This window comes from Caballeronia sp. SEWSISQ10-4 2 (assembly GCF_030464885.1).
GTDB lineage: Bacteria > Pseudomonadota > Gammaproteobacteria > Burkholderiales > Burkholderiaceae > Caballeronia.
In genome coordinates, this window is record NZ_JALPRJ010000022.1 from 1 (window position 1) to 15,200 (window position 15,200).

16 protein-coding genes are annotated in these 15,200 nt (G+C 58.7%); 10 read left to right on the forward strand and 6 right to left on the reverse strand.

The features are described 5' to 3' along the window. Positions 1-288: 288 nt before the first annotated feature. The gene (locus M0D69_RS16550) at positions 289-1,101 is read right to left on the reverse strand and encodes a transporter substrate-binding domain-containing protein (RefSeq protein ID WP_301783040.1); all 813 of its coding nucleotides are present in this window, start codon (positions 1,099-1,101) and stop codon (positions 289-291) included. Between the two features lie 159 nt (positions 1,102-1,260). Continuing rightward, complete coding sequence (locus M0D69_RS16555; RefSeq protein ID WP_301783041.1) at positions 1,261-1,656, reverse strand: GFA family protein; 396 nt, start codon at positions 1,654-1,656, stop codon at positions 1,261-1,263. A 242-nt stretch (positions 1,657-1,898) separates the two neighbouring features. On the opposite strand from M0D69_RS16555, the gene M0D69_RS16560 reads away from it, so the two are divergent. The 4 genes from M0D69_RS16560 (at position 1,899) to M0D69_RS16575 (ending at position 5,041) form a co-directional block, all read left to right on the forward strand. Further along, on the forward strand, positions 1,899-2,966 hold the full coding sequence (locus M0D69_RS16560; protein WP_301783042.1) for an acyltransferase: 1,068 nt from the start codon (positions 1,899-1,901) through the stop codon (positions 2,964-2,966). Between the two features lie 76 nt (positions 2,967-3,042). Continuing rightward, positions 3,043-3,864, forward strand: a complete 822-nt coding sequence (locus M0D69_RS16565; RefSeq protein ID WP_301783043.1) for an AraC family transcriptional regulator — start codon at positions 3,043-3,045, stop codon at positions 3,862-3,864. Positions 3,865-4,055: 191 nt separating this feature from the next. Continuing rightward, positions 4,056-4,727 carry an AzlC family ABC transporter permease gene (locus tag M0D69_RS16570; protein WP_301783139.1) on the forward strand — a complete coding sequence of 224 codons (672 nt, stop codon included), beginning with the start codon at positions 4,056-4,058 and terminating at the stop codon, positions 4,725-4,727. After that, a complete protein-coding gene (locus tag M0D69_RS16575; RefSeq protein WP_277045883.1) occupies positions 4,724-5,041 on the forward strand; it encodes an AzlD domain-containing protein in 318 nt (105 codons plus the stop codon). The genes M0D69_RS16570 and M0D69_RS16575 overlap by 4 nt, the downstream gene beginning before the upstream one ends. A 78-nt stretch (positions 5,042-5,119) precedes the next feature. Here M0D69_RS16575 and M0D69_RS16580 read toward each other — a convergent pair whose 3' ends face one another. Next, positions 5,120-6,613: an MDR family MFS transporter gene (locus tag M0D69_RS16580; RefSeq protein ID WP_301783044.1), complete on the reverse strand. Its 1,494-nt coding sequence runs from the start codon at positions 6,611-6,613 to the stop codon at positions 5,120-5,122. 302 nt (positions 6,614-6,915) lie between these two features. Between M0D69_RS16580 and M0D69_RS16585 the strand changes: the two genes are divergently transcribed. The 5 genes from M0D69_RS16585 to M0D69_RS16605 all read left to right on the forward strand — a co-directional run bounded on the left by M0D69_RS16585 (position 6,916) and on the right by M0D69_RS16605 (position 11,680). After that, the gene (locus tag M0D69_RS16585; protein ID WP_301783045.1) at positions 6,916-7,407 is read left to right on the forward strand and encodes a RidA family protein; all 492 of its coding nucleotides are present in this window, start codon (positions 6,916-6,918) and stop codon (positions 7,405-7,407) included. A gap of 64 nt (positions 7,408-7,471) precedes the next feature. Beyond that, a complete protein-coding gene (locus M0D69_RS16590; RefSeq protein ID WP_301783046.1) occupies positions 7,472-8,662 on the forward strand; it encodes an amidohydrolase family protein in 1,191 nt (396 codons plus the stop codon). Next, entirely contained in the window at positions 8,659-9,186 is a 528-nt protein-coding gene (locus M0D69_RS16595; protein WP_301783047.1) for a GNAT family N-acetyltransferase, read from the forward strand. Before M0D69_RS16590 ends, M0D69_RS16595 begins: the two co-directional genes overlap by 4 nt. A 268-nt stretch (positions 9,187-9,454) precedes the next feature. After that, a complete protein-coding gene (locus M0D69_RS16600) occupies positions 9,455-11,008 on the forward strand; it encodes a methyl-accepting chemotaxis protein (RefSeq protein ID WP_301783140.1) in 1,554 nt (517 codons plus the stop codon). 105 nt (positions 11,009-11,113) lie between these two features. After that, positions 11,114-11,680: a cysteine hydrolase family protein gene (locus tag M0D69_RS16605; protein ID WP_301783048.1), complete on the forward strand. Its 567-nt coding sequence runs from the start codon at positions 11,114-11,116 to the stop codon at positions 11,678-11,680. Positions 11,681-11,717: 37 nt separating this feature from the next. Here the strand turns inward: M0D69_RS16605 and M0D69_RS16610 are convergent, their stop codons facing one another. Next, positions 11,718-12,209 carry an Lrp/AsnC family transcriptional regulator gene (locus M0D69_RS16610; RefSeq protein WP_301783049.1) on the reverse strand — a complete coding sequence of 164 codons (492 nt, stop codon included), beginning with the start codon at positions 12,207-12,209 and terminating at the stop codon, positions 11,718-11,720. A gap of 172 nt (positions 12,210-12,381) precedes the next feature. On the opposite strand from M0D69_RS16610, the gene glmS reads away from it, so the two are divergent. Then, complete coding sequence (glmS, locus tag M0D69_RS16615; RefSeq protein ID WP_301783050.1) at positions 12,382-14,211, forward strand: glutamine--fructose-6-phosphate transaminase (isomerizing); 1,830 nt, start codon at positions 12,382-12,384, stop codon at positions 14,209-14,211. 11 nt (positions 14,212-14,222) lie between these two features. On the opposite strand, the gene M0D69_RS16620 is transcribed toward glmS, so the two are convergent. Continuing rightward, positions 14,223-14,471 carry a hypothetical protein gene (locus tag M0D69_RS16620; RefSeq protein WP_301783051.1) on the reverse strand — a complete coding sequence of 83 codons (249 nt, stop codon included), beginning with the start codon at positions 14,469-14,471 and terminating at the stop codon, positions 14,223-14,225. 151 nt (positions 14,472-14,622) lie between these two features. Then, positions 14,623-14,865, reverse strand: coding sequence for a hypothetical protein (locus tag M0D69_RS16625; RefSeq protein ID WP_301783052.1), 243 nt, complete (start codon positions 14,863-14,865; stop codon positions 14,623-14,625). Between the last annotated feature and the right edge of the window lie 335 nt (positions 14,866-15,200).

The following is a 15,200-nucleotide window of genomic DNA, read 5'->3' on the forward strand; positions in this document are numbered from 1 at the left end:
ACGCTTCATCTTTCATTCGCTTGCCGCCCCCCAGTTTTGCATTAAAAGTAAAATCGGGTGACGCGACAACTAGCCTGACATGGGGGGCTTTGGACAAAGAAATGAAGTGCCGCCACGCACAGTGGCTAATAGTGATAAAGAAAACATCCAACATATAACGACCGCAGACCTGAGCAGCAGCAACCCAGCACCGACCCCGACCACTAGGCCCGAAAACCCCGCCCGACCCCGACCCCGACCCCTAGCGCCAGAACCCAAACCCCCGTCCACCGGTGCGAACGAAACACCTCACTCCGTACTCTGCGCCATCTTCTGCGGCAATGGCACATGCAGCCACTTCTCCACAATACCGTTCAACTCGCCGTCTTTCTTGGCCTCCGTGAGAATCGCATCGACCTTCGCCATCAGCTTCGGCTCGTTCTTGTTCAGCCCCACATGGCACGCCGACTCATGAATCACATACTTGAGCGCGGGTTTGTTCGGCGCTGAAGCCGGCAAGGTCGCGGCAATCTTGTTAGCCACGAAATCGCCCGTGCCCACCAGCGGCACCTGACCCGCGATGTACGCCGAGATCATGCCGCTGTTGTCCTCGAAGCGCTTGATCGTGGTCGAAGGCGGCACGCTTTTCGTCAGCATCAGGTCTTCGAACGTGCCGCGAGCTACACCTACCGTCTTCCCAGCCATGTCCGCCGGGCCGTCAATTTTCATATTAGCGGGACCGTACACGCTATTGTTATAAGGCGAATACGACTGCGAGAAGTCGATGACCTTGTCACGCTCCGCATCGCGGCCAAGGGTGGAGATCACCAGATCGACTTTCTTCGTCTGCAGATACGGAATGCGGTTGACGCTCGTGACCGGCACCAGTTCCAGCTTGGCACCGAGTTTCTTGGCAAGCAGCCCGGAGACGTCGATATCGAGACCTTCCAGTTGCATGCTCGGACCGACCGATCCGAACGGCGCGAAATCCTGTGGCACGGCAACGCGCAGCACGCCGCGTTTTTCAATGTCATCCAGCGCTTCCGCGTGGACAGGCGCCAAACGTGCGAACACGCTGAGCGCGACTACGCCAAGTGTCATCAACAGCTTCGAAATTTTCATGTTCGCCCTGAAACGTGGAGTGGTCGATCAACGTCGAACGTCGCGTTGTTTGCGTTTGCCATCGCAAAGTCTATTAGCAAGTCTTTTGTTTTCTAAACGATTCAAAATTCGCACGCTTGCCGAAACGAAGTAGGGGATGACGCAAACGTGTTCGCGTCATCACGACGATCGTGAACCCGGATAGGTCTTAAGCCCGTCGGAGAAGTGAATCCACGGCAACTGCCCCGCGGTATAGGTGTGATCGTCTGGCCTGACGGTCTCAGGCGCATCGAGGCTGCAGGTCGAAATATCGAGTTCATCCGGCAGATGCGCATGCTGGTACGTCAAGGGCGTGCCGCAATTCGTGCAGAAAGTGCGGGTGACTTTTTCACTCGATGCAAAGCGTTTCGGCTCGCCCGCGACAAAACGAAATCCATCAATCGACGCGCTGAACCAGGCGACAACCGGTGCGGCCGCAATGCGCCTGCAGTCGGCGCAATGGCAGAGCGTGGAATGAAAGGGCAGCCCTTGCACTTCATAGCGCACCTGAGCGCAGTAACAACCGCCTTTGAGCATGGTGGTTCTCCAAATGGGTCAAAGTAATGAAAACGAAAGCTTTAAAGCAATCGATGCCGGTTAATCGTTTTGATAAATCCACATGAAGCGAACGCTAAGTGCTCATTGCCCACCGGCGAAAAGTCTTACCGAATTATTTTCTAATATTTTCTCGGTGTAACACCTCAAGGGGATATTTTTCCGCCTCCGGATCGCATTTTTTCCACCCTACACTGAGCGCTCGATAATGACAGTCCGCCACTATGAACGCCATAAAGTCTACAAGATTCGATTTGCTTGACGGCTTGAGAGGTGTTGCAGCAATCGCCGTCATGCTTCACCACTACACGCAACACACGGGTTGGGACTGGTTCGGCGGCGCATGGGTCGCGGTCGACCTGTTCTTCGTGCTGTCAGGCTTTGTGATTGCACATAGCTACAGCAAGAAGATCCTGAACGGAATGTCGTTTCGCGAGTTTGCCTTCGTCCGGCTCGCCCGGCTCGGGCCGCTCTACCTGCTGGGGCTGGCGCTCGGCGTGTGCGCCGTATTGTTGTCGATGGCAAAAAACGGCACGCCGCAGATAACCGGTACGCAACTCGCGACAGCCACGGCAGTCGGCGCGTTCTGGCTGCCGTACTTTAATAATATCGCCTGGCCTTTTGGTGCGGACGCGATCGTGGGCGCGACTTTCCCTTTGAACGATCCGTCGTGGTCGTTATTCTTCGAGTTATTCGTCAACGTCGTTTTTGCCGCTTATCTGTACAAGTTTCGCAAGCTGCCGAATGCCACTTATTCGATACTCGCGTTCGTCGCTTTTATTGCCTGCACAGTCATCTTTCGGCAAATCAATCCAGGCTGGCGTGCGGAGAGCTTCCTGCTTGGATTCACGCGCGTTATCGCTGAATTTTTTGCCGGGGTTTTCATCTTTTCGATGGGGCTCCAGTATAAAAAAGCGCATCCGGTCTTTACCGCGGCGGTCACGATTGCAGCGCTGCTGTGCTTTACCATCGGCAATCCGAAAATTGCCTTCATTAATTCGCTGACGCTCGTTCCTTTGTCGGTCGCCTTGCTGTGTTCCGTGTCCATGGAAGGAATTGGCAAGCGGATCTGCAAGGTGCTGGGCGAGCTTTCATATCCGCTTTACGTCATCCATTTCCCGATCTACCGGCTGGTGTTCGAGTCGTTCGAGATCAGGGTGTTGAATCCGGTGGCTCAGACGCTGGTGGTCGCTGCCATTTCGATTGTGCTGGCCTTGCTGCTTGCGCGAGCGGATCAGGAACTCAGGAGGAAACTGACGAGTTTCATCAAGACATCTCCCGCGACGGTCTGATCAAACTTCTTCAAAAGCCGCTGAAAACGCGGCCGGGGCTAAACTTGCGGTTTCCGTCCACGGCAAACGCAAAGCCATGACCGCCTCTCGTTTCAGCAATTCCGCGCGCTATTGGCGCTCGCCGCTCGTGCCCGGCGCGGAGATGCTCACGGCGGAGTATTACGACCACTCCTTTACGCCTCACTGGCACGACGCGTACACCGTTCCCGTGATCGAAGCGGGTGCGGAGCAGTACGACTATCGCGGATCGAACTTCGTGGCCGAGGCGGGCTCGGTGCCGGTCATCAATCCGGGCGAAGTGCATACCGGCGCGCGGGCGGTGGATTTCGGCTGGCGGTATCGCGTGTTTTATTTGCCGGTCGAGTTCGTTCAGTCGGTCGCCGACGAAGTAGCCGGCCGCGCCCAGCCAATGCCGTGGTTCTCCGCCGACGTCATCCGCGACGCCGATCTCGCACAACGTGTGCAGATTGCGCATCGGGCGATGGAAGCCGGCGCCGATCCGCTTGCCGCGGAACATGCGTTGCTCGACGCGGTATCCACGCTGCTTGCGCGTCATGCCGGACAGCGGCCGCCGGTGCAGCGCATGTGTCTGGACACGACACGTGTCAACGCCATGAAAGCCCGCCTGACCGACGACCTGACTGTGCCGTTATCGCTTGCCGAACTGGCGCAGACGGTGGGGCTCTCGACCTTCCACGCAGCGCGCTTGTTCACGCGCGAGACCGGACTTGCGCCGCATGCATGGCGTAACCAGATGCGTGTCACGCGCGCGCTGGAAGCATTGCGTGCAGGCGTTCCGGTGACCGAGGTGGCGGCGGCGAGCGGTTTTACCGATCAGAGCCATTTCACCCGGCACTTTAAAAAGACGTTTGGCGTGCCGCCCGGACGCTGGCGTTAGCGCCTCGTTTAGCGTTCCAAATACTTCCCTTCCATGTAAGCGGACCGCAAGAACGTACAAGTACGTTCTTGCGGCGTGTTCTATCCTCGCTATCAAGGGAGGAGACATTGAACTCAACGCATCAACTCAATCAGGCGCATCAGGCGGGCAATCTCGCTGAATTCGGCGCGGGCGCACGCGACACCATTCCCATGATGGTGGGCGCCGCGCCCTTTGGCGTGATCTTCGGCACGCTTGCGGCTACCGGTCCGCTGCATGCGTGGTCGGTGCAGCTGATGTCGCTTGCGGTGTTTGCCGGCTCGGCGCAATTCATCGCGCTCGGACTGATTGCCGGTCACGCGAGTTTTGCGGTGATCTGGGCGACCACGTTTATCGTCAATCTGCGCCATGTGCTGTATTCCGCGACGCTCGCACCGTATGTCGCGCACTTGCCGGCAAGCTGGCGCTGGACGCTCGGCGCGTTCATGACCGACGAAGTTTTTGCTGTTTCGTACGCGCATTACCAGCGTCGTGCGCCGGGTGAAACCGGGCCGTATTACTTCCTTGGCTCGGGCGTATCCATGTACGTGAACTGGCAGATATGGACCGTCGCCGGGCTGCTGTTTGGCTCGGCATTTCCCGGTCTCCAGTCGAAGGGCCTCGACTTCGCGATGGTCGCCACGTTTATTGCGATCATCGTGCCGCAGCTTGTTGCATTGCGTTTTGTGGCAGCGGCGCTGGCGGCCGGCGTGCTGTCGTTTGCGTGGAATGACTGGCCTTACAAGCTCGGCTTGCTTGCGGCGGTCGTGGTGGGTGTGGCAGTGGGCATGCTGTTGTCGATGCGTGTCGAGAAGCGTCCCACGGAAATGGAGCGCGCCAAATGAAATACGTTTTGTTGATCCTCGGCATGGCGGTGATCACGTATGGAATCCGCTCTGCCGTCTTCGTGTTCGGCGAGCGGCTGAGCTTTCCGCCTGTCGTGCGCATGGCGCTCAATTTCGTGCCGGTGACGGTGTTGACGGCCATCATCGTGCCGATGACGTTTGCACCTCATGGCGGCGCTGCCGAGCTTACGTGGCGTAATTCGCAATTGGTCGCGGCGGTGGTGGCTGTCGTTGTTTGCGCGCTTACTCGCAAGCCGCTGTTGACCATTGCGGTTTCGCTTGCGGTGTTCTTTTTCTGGCAAATGATGGTGTAGGGTTCGCTCGCGCTGGCAGGATCTTTCGATCCACCCGCGCGAGTGAAACACCGTTCACGCAACCGTGCCGCGTTGTACTCAGTCTTCGAGTGGCGACAACGCTTCCAGAGGCATCTTTTTCTCGTGCCCCAAGGTGATCGTGGGGACGAAGGCAACGCACGCGACGACAAAAATCGCGATCGCGAATATCGACAGGAACGTCAGGTGAAGCGATTGATGCAGCACCTGGCGGATTGCGTCGCTGCTGCCAAGACTTGTTGCCTGATTTTGCAGCAGTGCTTTCAACTGGTCCGATGTCACCGCCGCGACGCCCTTCGAATGACTCAGGCCGAAGTTGAGCACGGCGCCGAACAACGTCGCGCCAATCGTGCTGCCGAGATTGCGAGAGAAAAGATTCGATGCGGTCGCGCTGCCGCGCTGCGCAACATCCACTATCTCCTGGATCAGCACGAGCGCACTGACGCTCGCTGTCCCCATGCCGAAGCCCATGATGAGGGAACCGAACGCCGCGACCAGCGGCGAACTATCCGGCGACAACACGAGCAGGCAGATCGCGCCGGCCGGGATAAACGCACTGCCGCCGATCAGGATGCGACGCAGCCCGATACGATGAAACGACTTCGCCGCGAGCGTTGCGCCGACGGGCCATCCGACCATCATCATGGTCAGCGCAAGACCGGCGACAACCGGCGAACGATGCAGGACGCCCTGGACGTACATTGGCAGGAACGTGGTTGCGCCCATCAGGATCATGCCGGACAAGACCGTCGATGCGTTGCACGCGGCGATCGGCCGGCGGCTCCAGAGCGCGAATGAGATCATGGGTTCGGTGGCGCGTTTTTCCTGCATCAGGAAGAACAGCAGGGACACGATAAAAACCCCGCCTGCAATGAGGGACTTCGTGATGTCGTCATTGCCGGCATAGGTCAGCGACATCATCAGCGCCGCGATCGAGACCATGAACAGCGCCGCCCCGGCGAAGTCGATGGACGGGCGGGCATGCCGCTCAGGTTCCCGCAGGAACGCGATGAAACCGGCCGCCGACGCGAGGCCGATCGGCACGTTCATCCAGAAGATCCAGGCCCACGAGAAATCGCGGATGATGAAGCCGCCGACCATCGGCCCGACGACCGCTGAAATGGCCCACACGCTCGCAAGATAACCCTGCACCTTGCCTCGTTCGCGCGCGGGATAGAGGTCCGCGACGATCGTCAGCGTGACCGGCTGGATTGCGCCCGCGCCGATTCCCTGGATCAGGCGGAACACGATCATGGCCGGCATCGACCAGGCGAAGCCAGCAAGCACCGAGCCGACCAGGAAGATCGCGATGCCGGCCAGCATGACCGGCTTGCGGCCATACAGGTCCGCAAGCTTGCCGAAGATGACGGTCATCGCGGTCTGTGTCAGCAGGAAGGACGAGAAGACCCAGCTATAGAGATGCAGGTCGCCGAGTTGCGCGACGATCTGCGGCATGGCGGTTGAAACGATGGTGGCTTCGATGGCAACCATTGCCATTGATGCCATGACCGATGCAATGACAAGGGGACGCGACGACTGCGGGCTGCGGGACATGGGGGCTGTTGTAATAGGGGACATCGGGCAACGTCGCAGTCTTGGCGCCGCGACGCATGAGGCGGCCGCGACGGCGCGACCGTCGACGAGTATGCACCTTGATGGAATTATTCGCTTGACCCACGATTGGGCAAGAACCTCCTTGACTGGCGACGTTGCGTTGTTCAATCGCCATTTCAAGCTGGGTCATCCAGGTGCGTTCGTTCGCGAGATCTTGTGACACACTTGGATGTATGGCGCGAACCGATCCGTGCGTCCGCTTCGTTTGATCAGGCAATATGTTTTCCAACTAAGAGCCGTCAATGACATCCACGTCCGTTCCAGTCGATCCTGATTCACCTGCCAACCGTCTTGAGGCGCTTGGCCTCGTCCTGCCGAAGGTGCCCGCGCCTCGCGGCGCATTCAAACCTTTCTCGCGTTCGGGCTCGCTGATCTTCCTGTCAGGACAGATTTGCGAATGGGAAGGCGAGGTTCGATACGCCGGTCCCGTCGGCGCACAACACGATCTTGAAGCGGGCCAGCGCGCAGCGCAGATCTGCGGACTCAACCTGCTTGCCGCACTTCAACTCGCACTCGATGGTGACCTCGATCGCGTGGTTTGTTGTCTTCGCATGGGCGGATTCGTGTATTGCACGCCCGGTTATCCCGACGTGCCGAAAGTCATCAACGGAGCCTCCGATCTCATGTTCGCCGTGTTCGGCGAACGAGGCCGGCATGCACGGACCGCGGTAGGCGTTGCTACGCTTCCTGCGGGCGCGTCGGCAGAAGTGGACGCGATCTTTGAAGTCCGCTGAGCCCGGTCTTATCGGTTCGCCATGAAGCAACCGCGTATTCGTATTCTCGATGTAAGGAGTCCCAGTGCACGCCAGCTTGTTGATCACCAATGTCCGTCTGCCGGACGGCACCCCCACGGATATCGCTGTAGCCGGCGGCCGGATCGAAGAAATCGGGGCGAACCTGCGGTGCGGCGACGGTATGTTGCGTGAAGACGGCGAGGGTGCGATGGTCCTGCCCGGGTTCGTCGAAGGCCATACGCATCTCGACAAAACGAACTGGGGCATGCCGTGGTATCGCAACGAAGTGGGTCCAAGACTCGTCGACAGGATCGAGAACGAACGATCATGGCGTGCCAGCACGGGACACGACGCAGGCGCGCAGTCGCTTGCACTTGCACGGGCTTTTCTTGCAGCGGGAACAACGCGGCTTAGGACGCATGTGGATATCGACACCGACGCGGGTCTCAGGCATTTGGACGGCGTGCTCGCGACGCGCGAAGCACTAAGCGATGTGATGGACATTCAGATAGTGGCGTTTCCGCAGTCAGGTATGCGGCGGCGTCTAGGCACCGACGCGCTGCTTGGCGACGCATTGAACGAAGGCGCCGACGTGCTCGGCGCCCTGGATCCCGCGCTCATCGATCAAGATCCGGTCGCCTCGCTCGACACCACGTTCGAGATCGCGAACCGTCATCAGAAGCCCATCGACATCCATCTTCATGAACCCGGCGAGATAGGTGCATTCACGTTCAACCTGCTGCTGGACCGTGTGAAGGCGTTGGGTATGCAGGGACGCATTGTTGTAAGCCACGCGTTTTGCCTGGGCACGCTCGCGGATCGGGAACGCGACGTTTTGTTGGCAAGGATCGCGGATCTCGACGTCGCGCTGCTCACTACGGCGCCGTCATCCGTGCCCGTTCCTGCGTTGCGGGCTTGCATCGAAGCCGGTGTGACGCTGTTTGCGGGTAACGACGGAATACGCGATACATGGACGCCTTTTGGCACGCCTGACATGCTCGAGCGCGCGATGCTGGTCGGCATGCGCTACGACCTTCGGTGCGATGAGGACCTCGCACTTGCCTTCGATTGCGTCAGCACGCTCGGCGCTCGGGCATGTGGGTTCAATGACTATGGGCTGCACGAAGGCGCACGGGCCGATCTTGTTTTGGTGGACGCGGAAACGGTTGCGCATGCGGTCGTATCTCGACCCGTCCGCAAGCTCGTGGTAACGCACGGCAAGATCGTCGCGCGGCATGGCGTTGTATCGATATGAAGCTGGTCGCCGAGCGCCTTTATCTCCGGGATTTTGTAGCGTCCGATGTCGATGCGGTTCATGAATACGCGAGTTCGACCGAGGTCGTAGCCGATCAGGAATGGGGACCCAATACGATCGAGCAGACGAGGGAATACATCGCCGATTGTGTGTTTGAAAATTCGCTGTCCGAGCGAAGGACCGTGGAACTCGCAGCGGTGCTCAACGATGGCCGCCTGATTGGCGGCTACCGGGCGACTCTGTCGGAGAGCGGCACGGACGCCGAGATCGGCTATTCGTTGAATCCCCGATACTGGCGCAAGGGGTACGGCACTGAAGGCGCGCAGCGGTTGATCGAATACCTGACGACTGAGCTCCACGTGCGGCGAATCTTTGCGACGAGCCGACCCGAGAACGCCGCGTCCATCCATGTCCTGGAAAAACTTGGGATGCAACAGGTGGACCTTTATCGCAAGAACGTGCTGATCCGGGGCGAGTGGCGTGACACGCTGGTATTTGCCGTGGAGATAAAACGGCTTACGTAGTCTCGGGCGCTGCCACCAAAGGGCGCACGGCTCCTTGCTACAGTCCGGCCACCACGCTCAGGCTGACTTTGTCGCCAATCTTGTAGCTCAGCACGGACTTCACCGGGTCATACTTGATGGTTTTGTCGAGTTGATGTGCGCCGCATTCGTGCAGACACCGCTCGGTATTTTCCTGACTTCAGATTTCCGCCGGATGGCCGATATGCACAGAACGGCGCATGAATCGCATGCGCCGGGTTATGGCTTGCGCCGTGCATCGGAGAGTGGATTGGACCGTCTCAGTTTGAACACCAAATTATGGCTGGCGTTGCTCGTCACGTGGCTGGGACTCTTGTCCCTGGGCGGATGGGCCGCGTGGCAGTCGCGCGAAATCACGACCGCGGAGCGCAAGAGCGCAGTCCAAAACGTAGTCGAATCCGCCTATGGTGTTGTTGCCGACTACGCCAAACAAGTAGACGCGCATCAGCTGACTTTGGAGCAGGCTCAGCAGCAAGCCAAGGCGAAACTTGCCGCCATGCGCTATCCGGGCAACGGCTACATGCTCATTACAACCGCGCACCCGGTGGTCATCATGCATCCGCTGCTTGCCGACCTGCGCATGAAGGACGTGAGCGACTACAAGGATACGAACGGCAAGCTGTTGTTCGTCGAGATGGTCAAGGTCGCCCAGGCAAACGGGCAAGGTTTCGTGCCGTACATGGCCCGCTTGCCGGGTAAAACGGATTTCGTGCCGAAGATCAGTTTCGTCAAGCGCTTCGCGGCGTGGGACTGGTATCTGATCTCCGGTGTGTACGTCAACGATATCAACGACGCGTTCAAAGTCAGTCTGCTGCAGTACTTGATCGTGATCCTGTTGATCGGCGGCGTGAGTTCGGTGGCGCTTGTATTGATCATACGGAACGTGAAGCACAGTCTGGGTGGCGAACCGGCGTATGCGGCTTCGGTTGCCGAGGACATTGCGAACGGCGATCTTTCGCACGAAGTCGCGCTGAGCGCAACGGATGCAGGCAGCATGTTGTCCGCGATGCAACGCATGCAGCAACGGCTCGCCGGTACGGTCCGGAGTATTCGCGGCGGTACTGAAACCATCACCGTTGCCGCCCAGCAGATTGCGGCGGGCAACCATGATCTCTCGGCGCGCACGGAGCAGCAGGCGTCGTCGATCAGCGAAACCGCCGCAAGCATGGAGCAGTTGACCGCGACGGTGAAGCAAAACGCCGAGAACGCACATCAGGCGAACAAGATGGCCGCCAACGCATCGCTGATCGCGAGCGAGGGTGGGACCGCGGTGCAACAAGTCGTCGCGACGATGCAAAGCATCGCAGCCAGTTCCATGCGGGTGGTCGACATCATCTCTGTGATCGAAGGTATCGCGTTCCAGACGAATATCCTCGCGCTCAATGCTGCGGTTGAGGCGGCGCGCGCGGGCGAGGAAGGGCGGGGATTTGCAGTCGTGGCAGGCGAAGTGCGTAACCTGGCACGCCGCAGCGCTGACGCAGCCAAGGAGATCAAGAGCCTGATTGAAGAGTCCACCGGCAAGGTCGACGACGGCAAGGCGCTGGTGGAGCGCGCCGGCACGACCATGCAGTCGCTGGTTCAAGCGGTGCAGCGTGTCACAGACATCATTGGCGAAATCTCGGTGGCGTCCGAAGAGCAGAGTCGCGGCATCGAACAGGTGAACATCGCTATTGCTCAAATGGATGAAACCACTCAGCAAAATGCCGCGATGGTCGAACAAGCCACGGCCGCCGCTCAGTCGATGCAAGAGCAGGCGCAGATGCTGCGCGAAACGGTTGACGTGTTCCGGTTGGCTAGCGTGTGACGTATCGGTGGCTTCAGCATTTGTCGCGCGGTATTCGCGTAGCTTGGGCTAAGCGAATATGCCCCGGCTATACTTCGTTGCAACTAATCCACTTAGGACCAACCCATGAGCGGATCCACTATTCGCGGGTCGGTGCTTCTGTTAATCGACCTGCAAAAAGCGATTGATCACCCGGACTGGGGAATTCGCAACAACCCCTCGGCTGAAAGCGAGATCGGCTGTCTATTAGCGCGCTGGCGCGCTGAGAACTGGCCCGTCTGGCATGTGCGGCATGATTCCGTCGAGCTTGATTCGCACTATCGTCCAGGTCAAACGGGAAACGATTTCAAACCCGAGGTCGCTCCGTTGCCTGGCGAGCCAGTCATGGCAAAACGCACGAACAACGCGTTCATTGGTACGGGATTGGAAGCGCGGCTACGTGAGGGCGGGCATACCAGCCTCGTTGTGGTCGGCGTGATTACGAACAATTCGGTCGAGACGACGGTTCGCATGGCCGGTAACCTCGGTTTCAATACCTATCTGGTTGCGGACGGATGCTTCACGTTCGGTCGCCTGGACTGGGACGGTCGGGCGCGAAGTGCGGAAGAGGTCCACGCCATGTCGCTAGCGAATCTACACGGCGAATATTGCACGGTGGTTTCGACTGCTGAGGTGCTGGACGCATCGCGGTAACTCGACTGGCAGAGTGGCGCGTTCGTTATGCAGTAGGTTATTTGCCTCGATCAGCTATTGCCCTGACTGGAGCATTGGCCTCGAACTTGGCGCGATGCGTCGAAAAGAATGTGCGCACGTTGCGAATGTTCGAGGACGCCTTGAATAGCCGGCGCGCAAGTTCGTCGTATTCCGGCATGTCGGCGACTTCGGCTACGACCAGGAAGTCGGGTCCTGGCGACACCCGATAACACTGGGTCACCACCGCTTCGGCGCAGATATAGGCTTCGAAACTGTCGAGGTCTTCGGCTGCTTGCCGGTCAAGGCTTACTTCAATAATCGCGGTCAGTGTCGCACCAATCTTGGCGTAATCGAGAATCGCCACTTCGCGCTGAATAACTCCCGCTTCCTTGAGTTTGCTCACCCGCCGCAAGCACGTAGGCGGCGATGCGTGCACGCGCGCGGCAAGCTCAATGTTTGAGATCGACGAATCTCTTTGCAGCATTCCAAGGATGCGAAGGTCGAGGTCGTCCAGATAAATTCCCGGCACTTGAGGCTCCGTATGGATCGCTATAGGCCACTTAGCGTGAAATAAAATTTCATTGACTTGATAGCCTGGGTATATATTTCATATGAAGCATAATTATGAAATTAAATTCCGACAAGCCGATCTTAACATTCAAGCAGCGGTTCCAAGGGGGGACCGTCCAGGGAACAACGTCATGTGTGGAATTGTCGGCGCGGTCGCGCAACGCAACATCCTGCCCAATCTGGTCGATGGACTTAAACGCCTGGAATATCGAGGCTACGACTCGTGCGGTGTCGCGCTATATCAGGCGGGGAAACTGGTACGCGCTCGCAGCGTCGATCGCGTTGCGCACTTGCAGGACGTGATCACCAAGGAGGCCTTGTCCGGTTATACGGGCATCGCTCATACGCGTTGGGCGACGCATGGCAAGCCCGTTACCGCGAATGCTCATCCGCATTTTTCGCCAAGCGCGGAAACACCGCGAATCGCGCTCTCGCATAACGGCATTATCGAAAATCACGAAGAGTTGCGAGCGGTGCTTGAGGAAAGCGGATACGTCTTCGCTAGCCAGACCGACAGCGAAGTGATCGCGCACTTGATCGACCACTTGTACAACGGCGACTTGTTCGAGGCCGTCAAGGAAGCCGTCGCGCAACTGCGCGGAAGCTATGCCATTGCGGTGCTGTGTCGTGACGAGCCCCATCGGCTGGTCGGTGCGCGGGACGGCATGCCGCTAGTGGTCGGCATAGGCGATGGCGAGAACTTCCTGGCTTCGGATGCGATCGCGCTATCGAACATTACGGATCAGATTGCCTATCTTGAGAACGGCGATGTAGTCGATATCCAGCTTCACCGGCATAGGGTGGTCGACGCCGGTGGCCGCCGTGTCGAACGCCGGGTGCATACCGTCGCGGCGCGTAGCGGGGCGGCTGACCTGGGGCTTTACCGTTATTACATGCAGAAGGAAATTCTCGAGCAGCCGCGTGCGGTTGCCGACACGCTGCAGGACATTACATCGATCATGCCGGAACTGTTTGGCGACAACGCCTGGCGAGTGCTGAATTCCGTGGATTCCGTCCTGCTTCTCGCGTGTGGCGGAAGCTATCACGCAGCACTGACCGCCAAGTACTGGATAGAAAGCCTGGCGCAACTGCCAGTGAGCGTGGAGATTGCGAGCGAATACCGGTATCGCGAGAGCGTGCCGAACCCGAAGACGCTTGTTGTCGCGGTGTCGCAAAGTGGCGAGACAGCGGATGTCCTCGGCGCCGTGCAGGTCGCTCAACAGCAAGGCATGCTGAACACGCTCGCGATCTGCAACGTGCCGAGCAGCGCACTGGCTCGTGAATGCGCGTTGACCTTCTTTACGCGGGCAGGCATCGAGATTGGCGTAGCTTCGACGAAGGCCTTCACCACCCAGCTTGTTGCGTTGTTCCTGCTTGCGCTGACGCTGGCTCAGGCACGTAAGCGCTTATCCGAACACGATGAGCAAGCCCATCTTCGCGCGCTTCGCCATCTTCCGGACGCGATGAGTAAAGTGCTTGCGCTGGAGCCGCAGGTCATCGCCTGGGCGGAGCAACTTACGCGACGACAGAACATCTTGTTCCTCGGGCGTGGCATGCATTATCCGGTCGCTCTGGAGGGTGCTCTCAAGATGAAGGAGATCTCGTACATTCACGCTGAGGCGTACCCCGCCGGCGAGTTGAAGCACGGTCCCCTTGCGCTGGTCAGCGACGAGATGCCCGTGGTAGCCGTCGCGCCCAATGACCGGTTACTCGAGAAACTCAAATCGAATATGCATGAGGTCAGCGCGCGCAGCGGCAAGCTTTTTGTATTCGCCGATGCCGACTGCAGCATCTCGCCGAGTCCGGGTATAGAGGTCATCCGTCTTACCGAGTACTACGGTCCGCTTTCGCCGATTCTGCACACGATCCCGATGCAACTGCTCGCTTTTCATGCGGCCCTCGCGAGGGGGACGGATATCGACAAGCCCAGGAATTTGGCTAAGTCGGTGACGGTTGAATGAGGGGTGATTGTCTAGCCGATATTCAGCAGCGACATCTGGTTCTCCAGCAGCGCACGAAGCTCATTCGAATCAGGTCGTGTTCCCCAATTTCGAGCACCGGCGACTGAAGCAATGGCCATCCACGAGTTTGGCGGAAACCATTCGCGCAGCGGAACGCCATCTTTGAGGATGCGAAGACGGCCGGTTTGCTCGCAATAGTCGGCACACATCTCTGCATCAGCCGACTGCGTGGTGACTCTAAGGCTACGGATTCGCAGCATTGGTCTCTCCAATGTGATGAGGCGGTGACCGTGTCAGCGTCTGACACGACCGTCCGCAACTCAAGGCACGACGGAGCGAAGCAACCCGTCTATTGGACCGAGCACTACGCAAATTTTTGCGTGCGCGATACACGCTACCTGCTTCCAGTCATCAGGAAGGCGCGAGCGCGGAACGCTGGCTCGCGGCTACCGCCCGCTCTTTCTCCTTTTCTTTTGCATAGTGATGTCCCACGATGCAACCGCCAACCGCTCCGATTACGGCATGGTGACCCGCGACGTGGCCGGCTACTCCGCCAACGACTGCGCCTTTCAGACATCCCGCTGCGTGCGCCGAGCTGACAGCCGTAAGCAATGTCAGCGCCGATATTGCAGCGACCACATTCCGTGTGTTCATTCGTAGCTCCAAAAAGATGGTCGGACCCGGATGCCGTCCCAGTCACCGGAGTCTATGTGCGGCTCGTGCTCACAAGTGAAACTGGCTTGCGAGATTGGTAACACGCAGTTACCGTGCGGCCGGTACGCTTGCGCCGCTGGTGTCACGCCGTCGCATATGAGCAAGTCCAACGCGGACTCAAGAAACGAGCGAAGATGCCGATATGCATTTGCGGACACGCGTTTTTGAGTTACCACTGCATCGTCATGATTTGGATATCGTGACGCAGTCGGAATCGAACGCATATTGAAAGAATTAGAAACCGCAGCAACTAAAGGGCGCCTTCCGGGCGCCCT

Coding starts and splice junctions, on each gene's coding strand:
- M0D69_RS16575 (WP_277045883.1), top strand. CDS start 4,724: ATGAAATACGTTTTGTTGATCCTCGGCATGGCGGTGATCACGTATGGA.
- M0D69_RS16560 (WP_301783042.1), top strand. CDS start 1,899: ATGAACGCCATAAAGTCTACAAGATTCGATTTGCTTGACGGCTTGAGA.
- M0D69_RS16625 (WP_301783052.1), bottom strand. CDS start 14,865: ATGAACACACGGAATGTGGTCGCTGCAATATCGGCGCTGACATTGCTT.
- M0D69_RS16580 (WP_301783044.1), bottom strand. CDS start 6,613: ATGTCCCGCAGCCCGCAGTCGTCGCGTCCCCTTGTCATTGCATCGGTC.
- M0D69_RS16550 (WP_301783040.1), bottom strand. CDS start 1,101: ATGAAAATTTCGAAGCTGTTGATGACACTTGGCGTAGTCGCGCTCAGC.
- M0D69_RS16570 (WP_301783139.1), top strand. CDS start 4,056: ATGATGGTGGGCGCCGCGCCCTTTGGCGTGATCTTCGGCACGCTTGCG.
- M0D69_RS16585 (WP_301783045.1), top strand. CDS start 6,916: ATGACATCCACGTCCGTTCCAGTCGATCCTGATTCACCTGCCAACCGT.
- M0D69_RS16605 (WP_301783048.1), top strand. CDS start 11,114: ATGAGCGGATCCACTATTCGCGGGTCGGTGCTTCTGTTAATCGACCTG.
- M0D69_RS16595 (WP_301783047.1), top strand. CDS start 8,659: ATGAAGCTGGTCGCCGAGCGCCTTTATCTCCGGGATTTTGTAGCGTCC.
- M0D69_RS16555 (WP_301783041.1), bottom strand. CDS start 1,656: ATGCTCAAAGGCGGTTGTTACTGCGCTCAGGTGCGCTATGAAGTGCAA.
- glmS (WP_301783050.1), top strand. CDS start 12,382: ATGTGTGGAATTGTCGGCGCGGTCGCGCAACGCAACATCCTGCCCAAT.
- M0D69_RS16620 (WP_301783051.1), bottom strand. CDS start 14,471: ATGCTGCGAATCCGTAGCCTTAGAGTCACCACGCAGTCGGCTGATGCA.
- M0D69_RS16565 (WP_301783043.1), top strand. CDS start 3,043: ATGACCGCCTCTCGTTTCAGCAATTCCGCGCGCTATTGGCGCTCGCCG.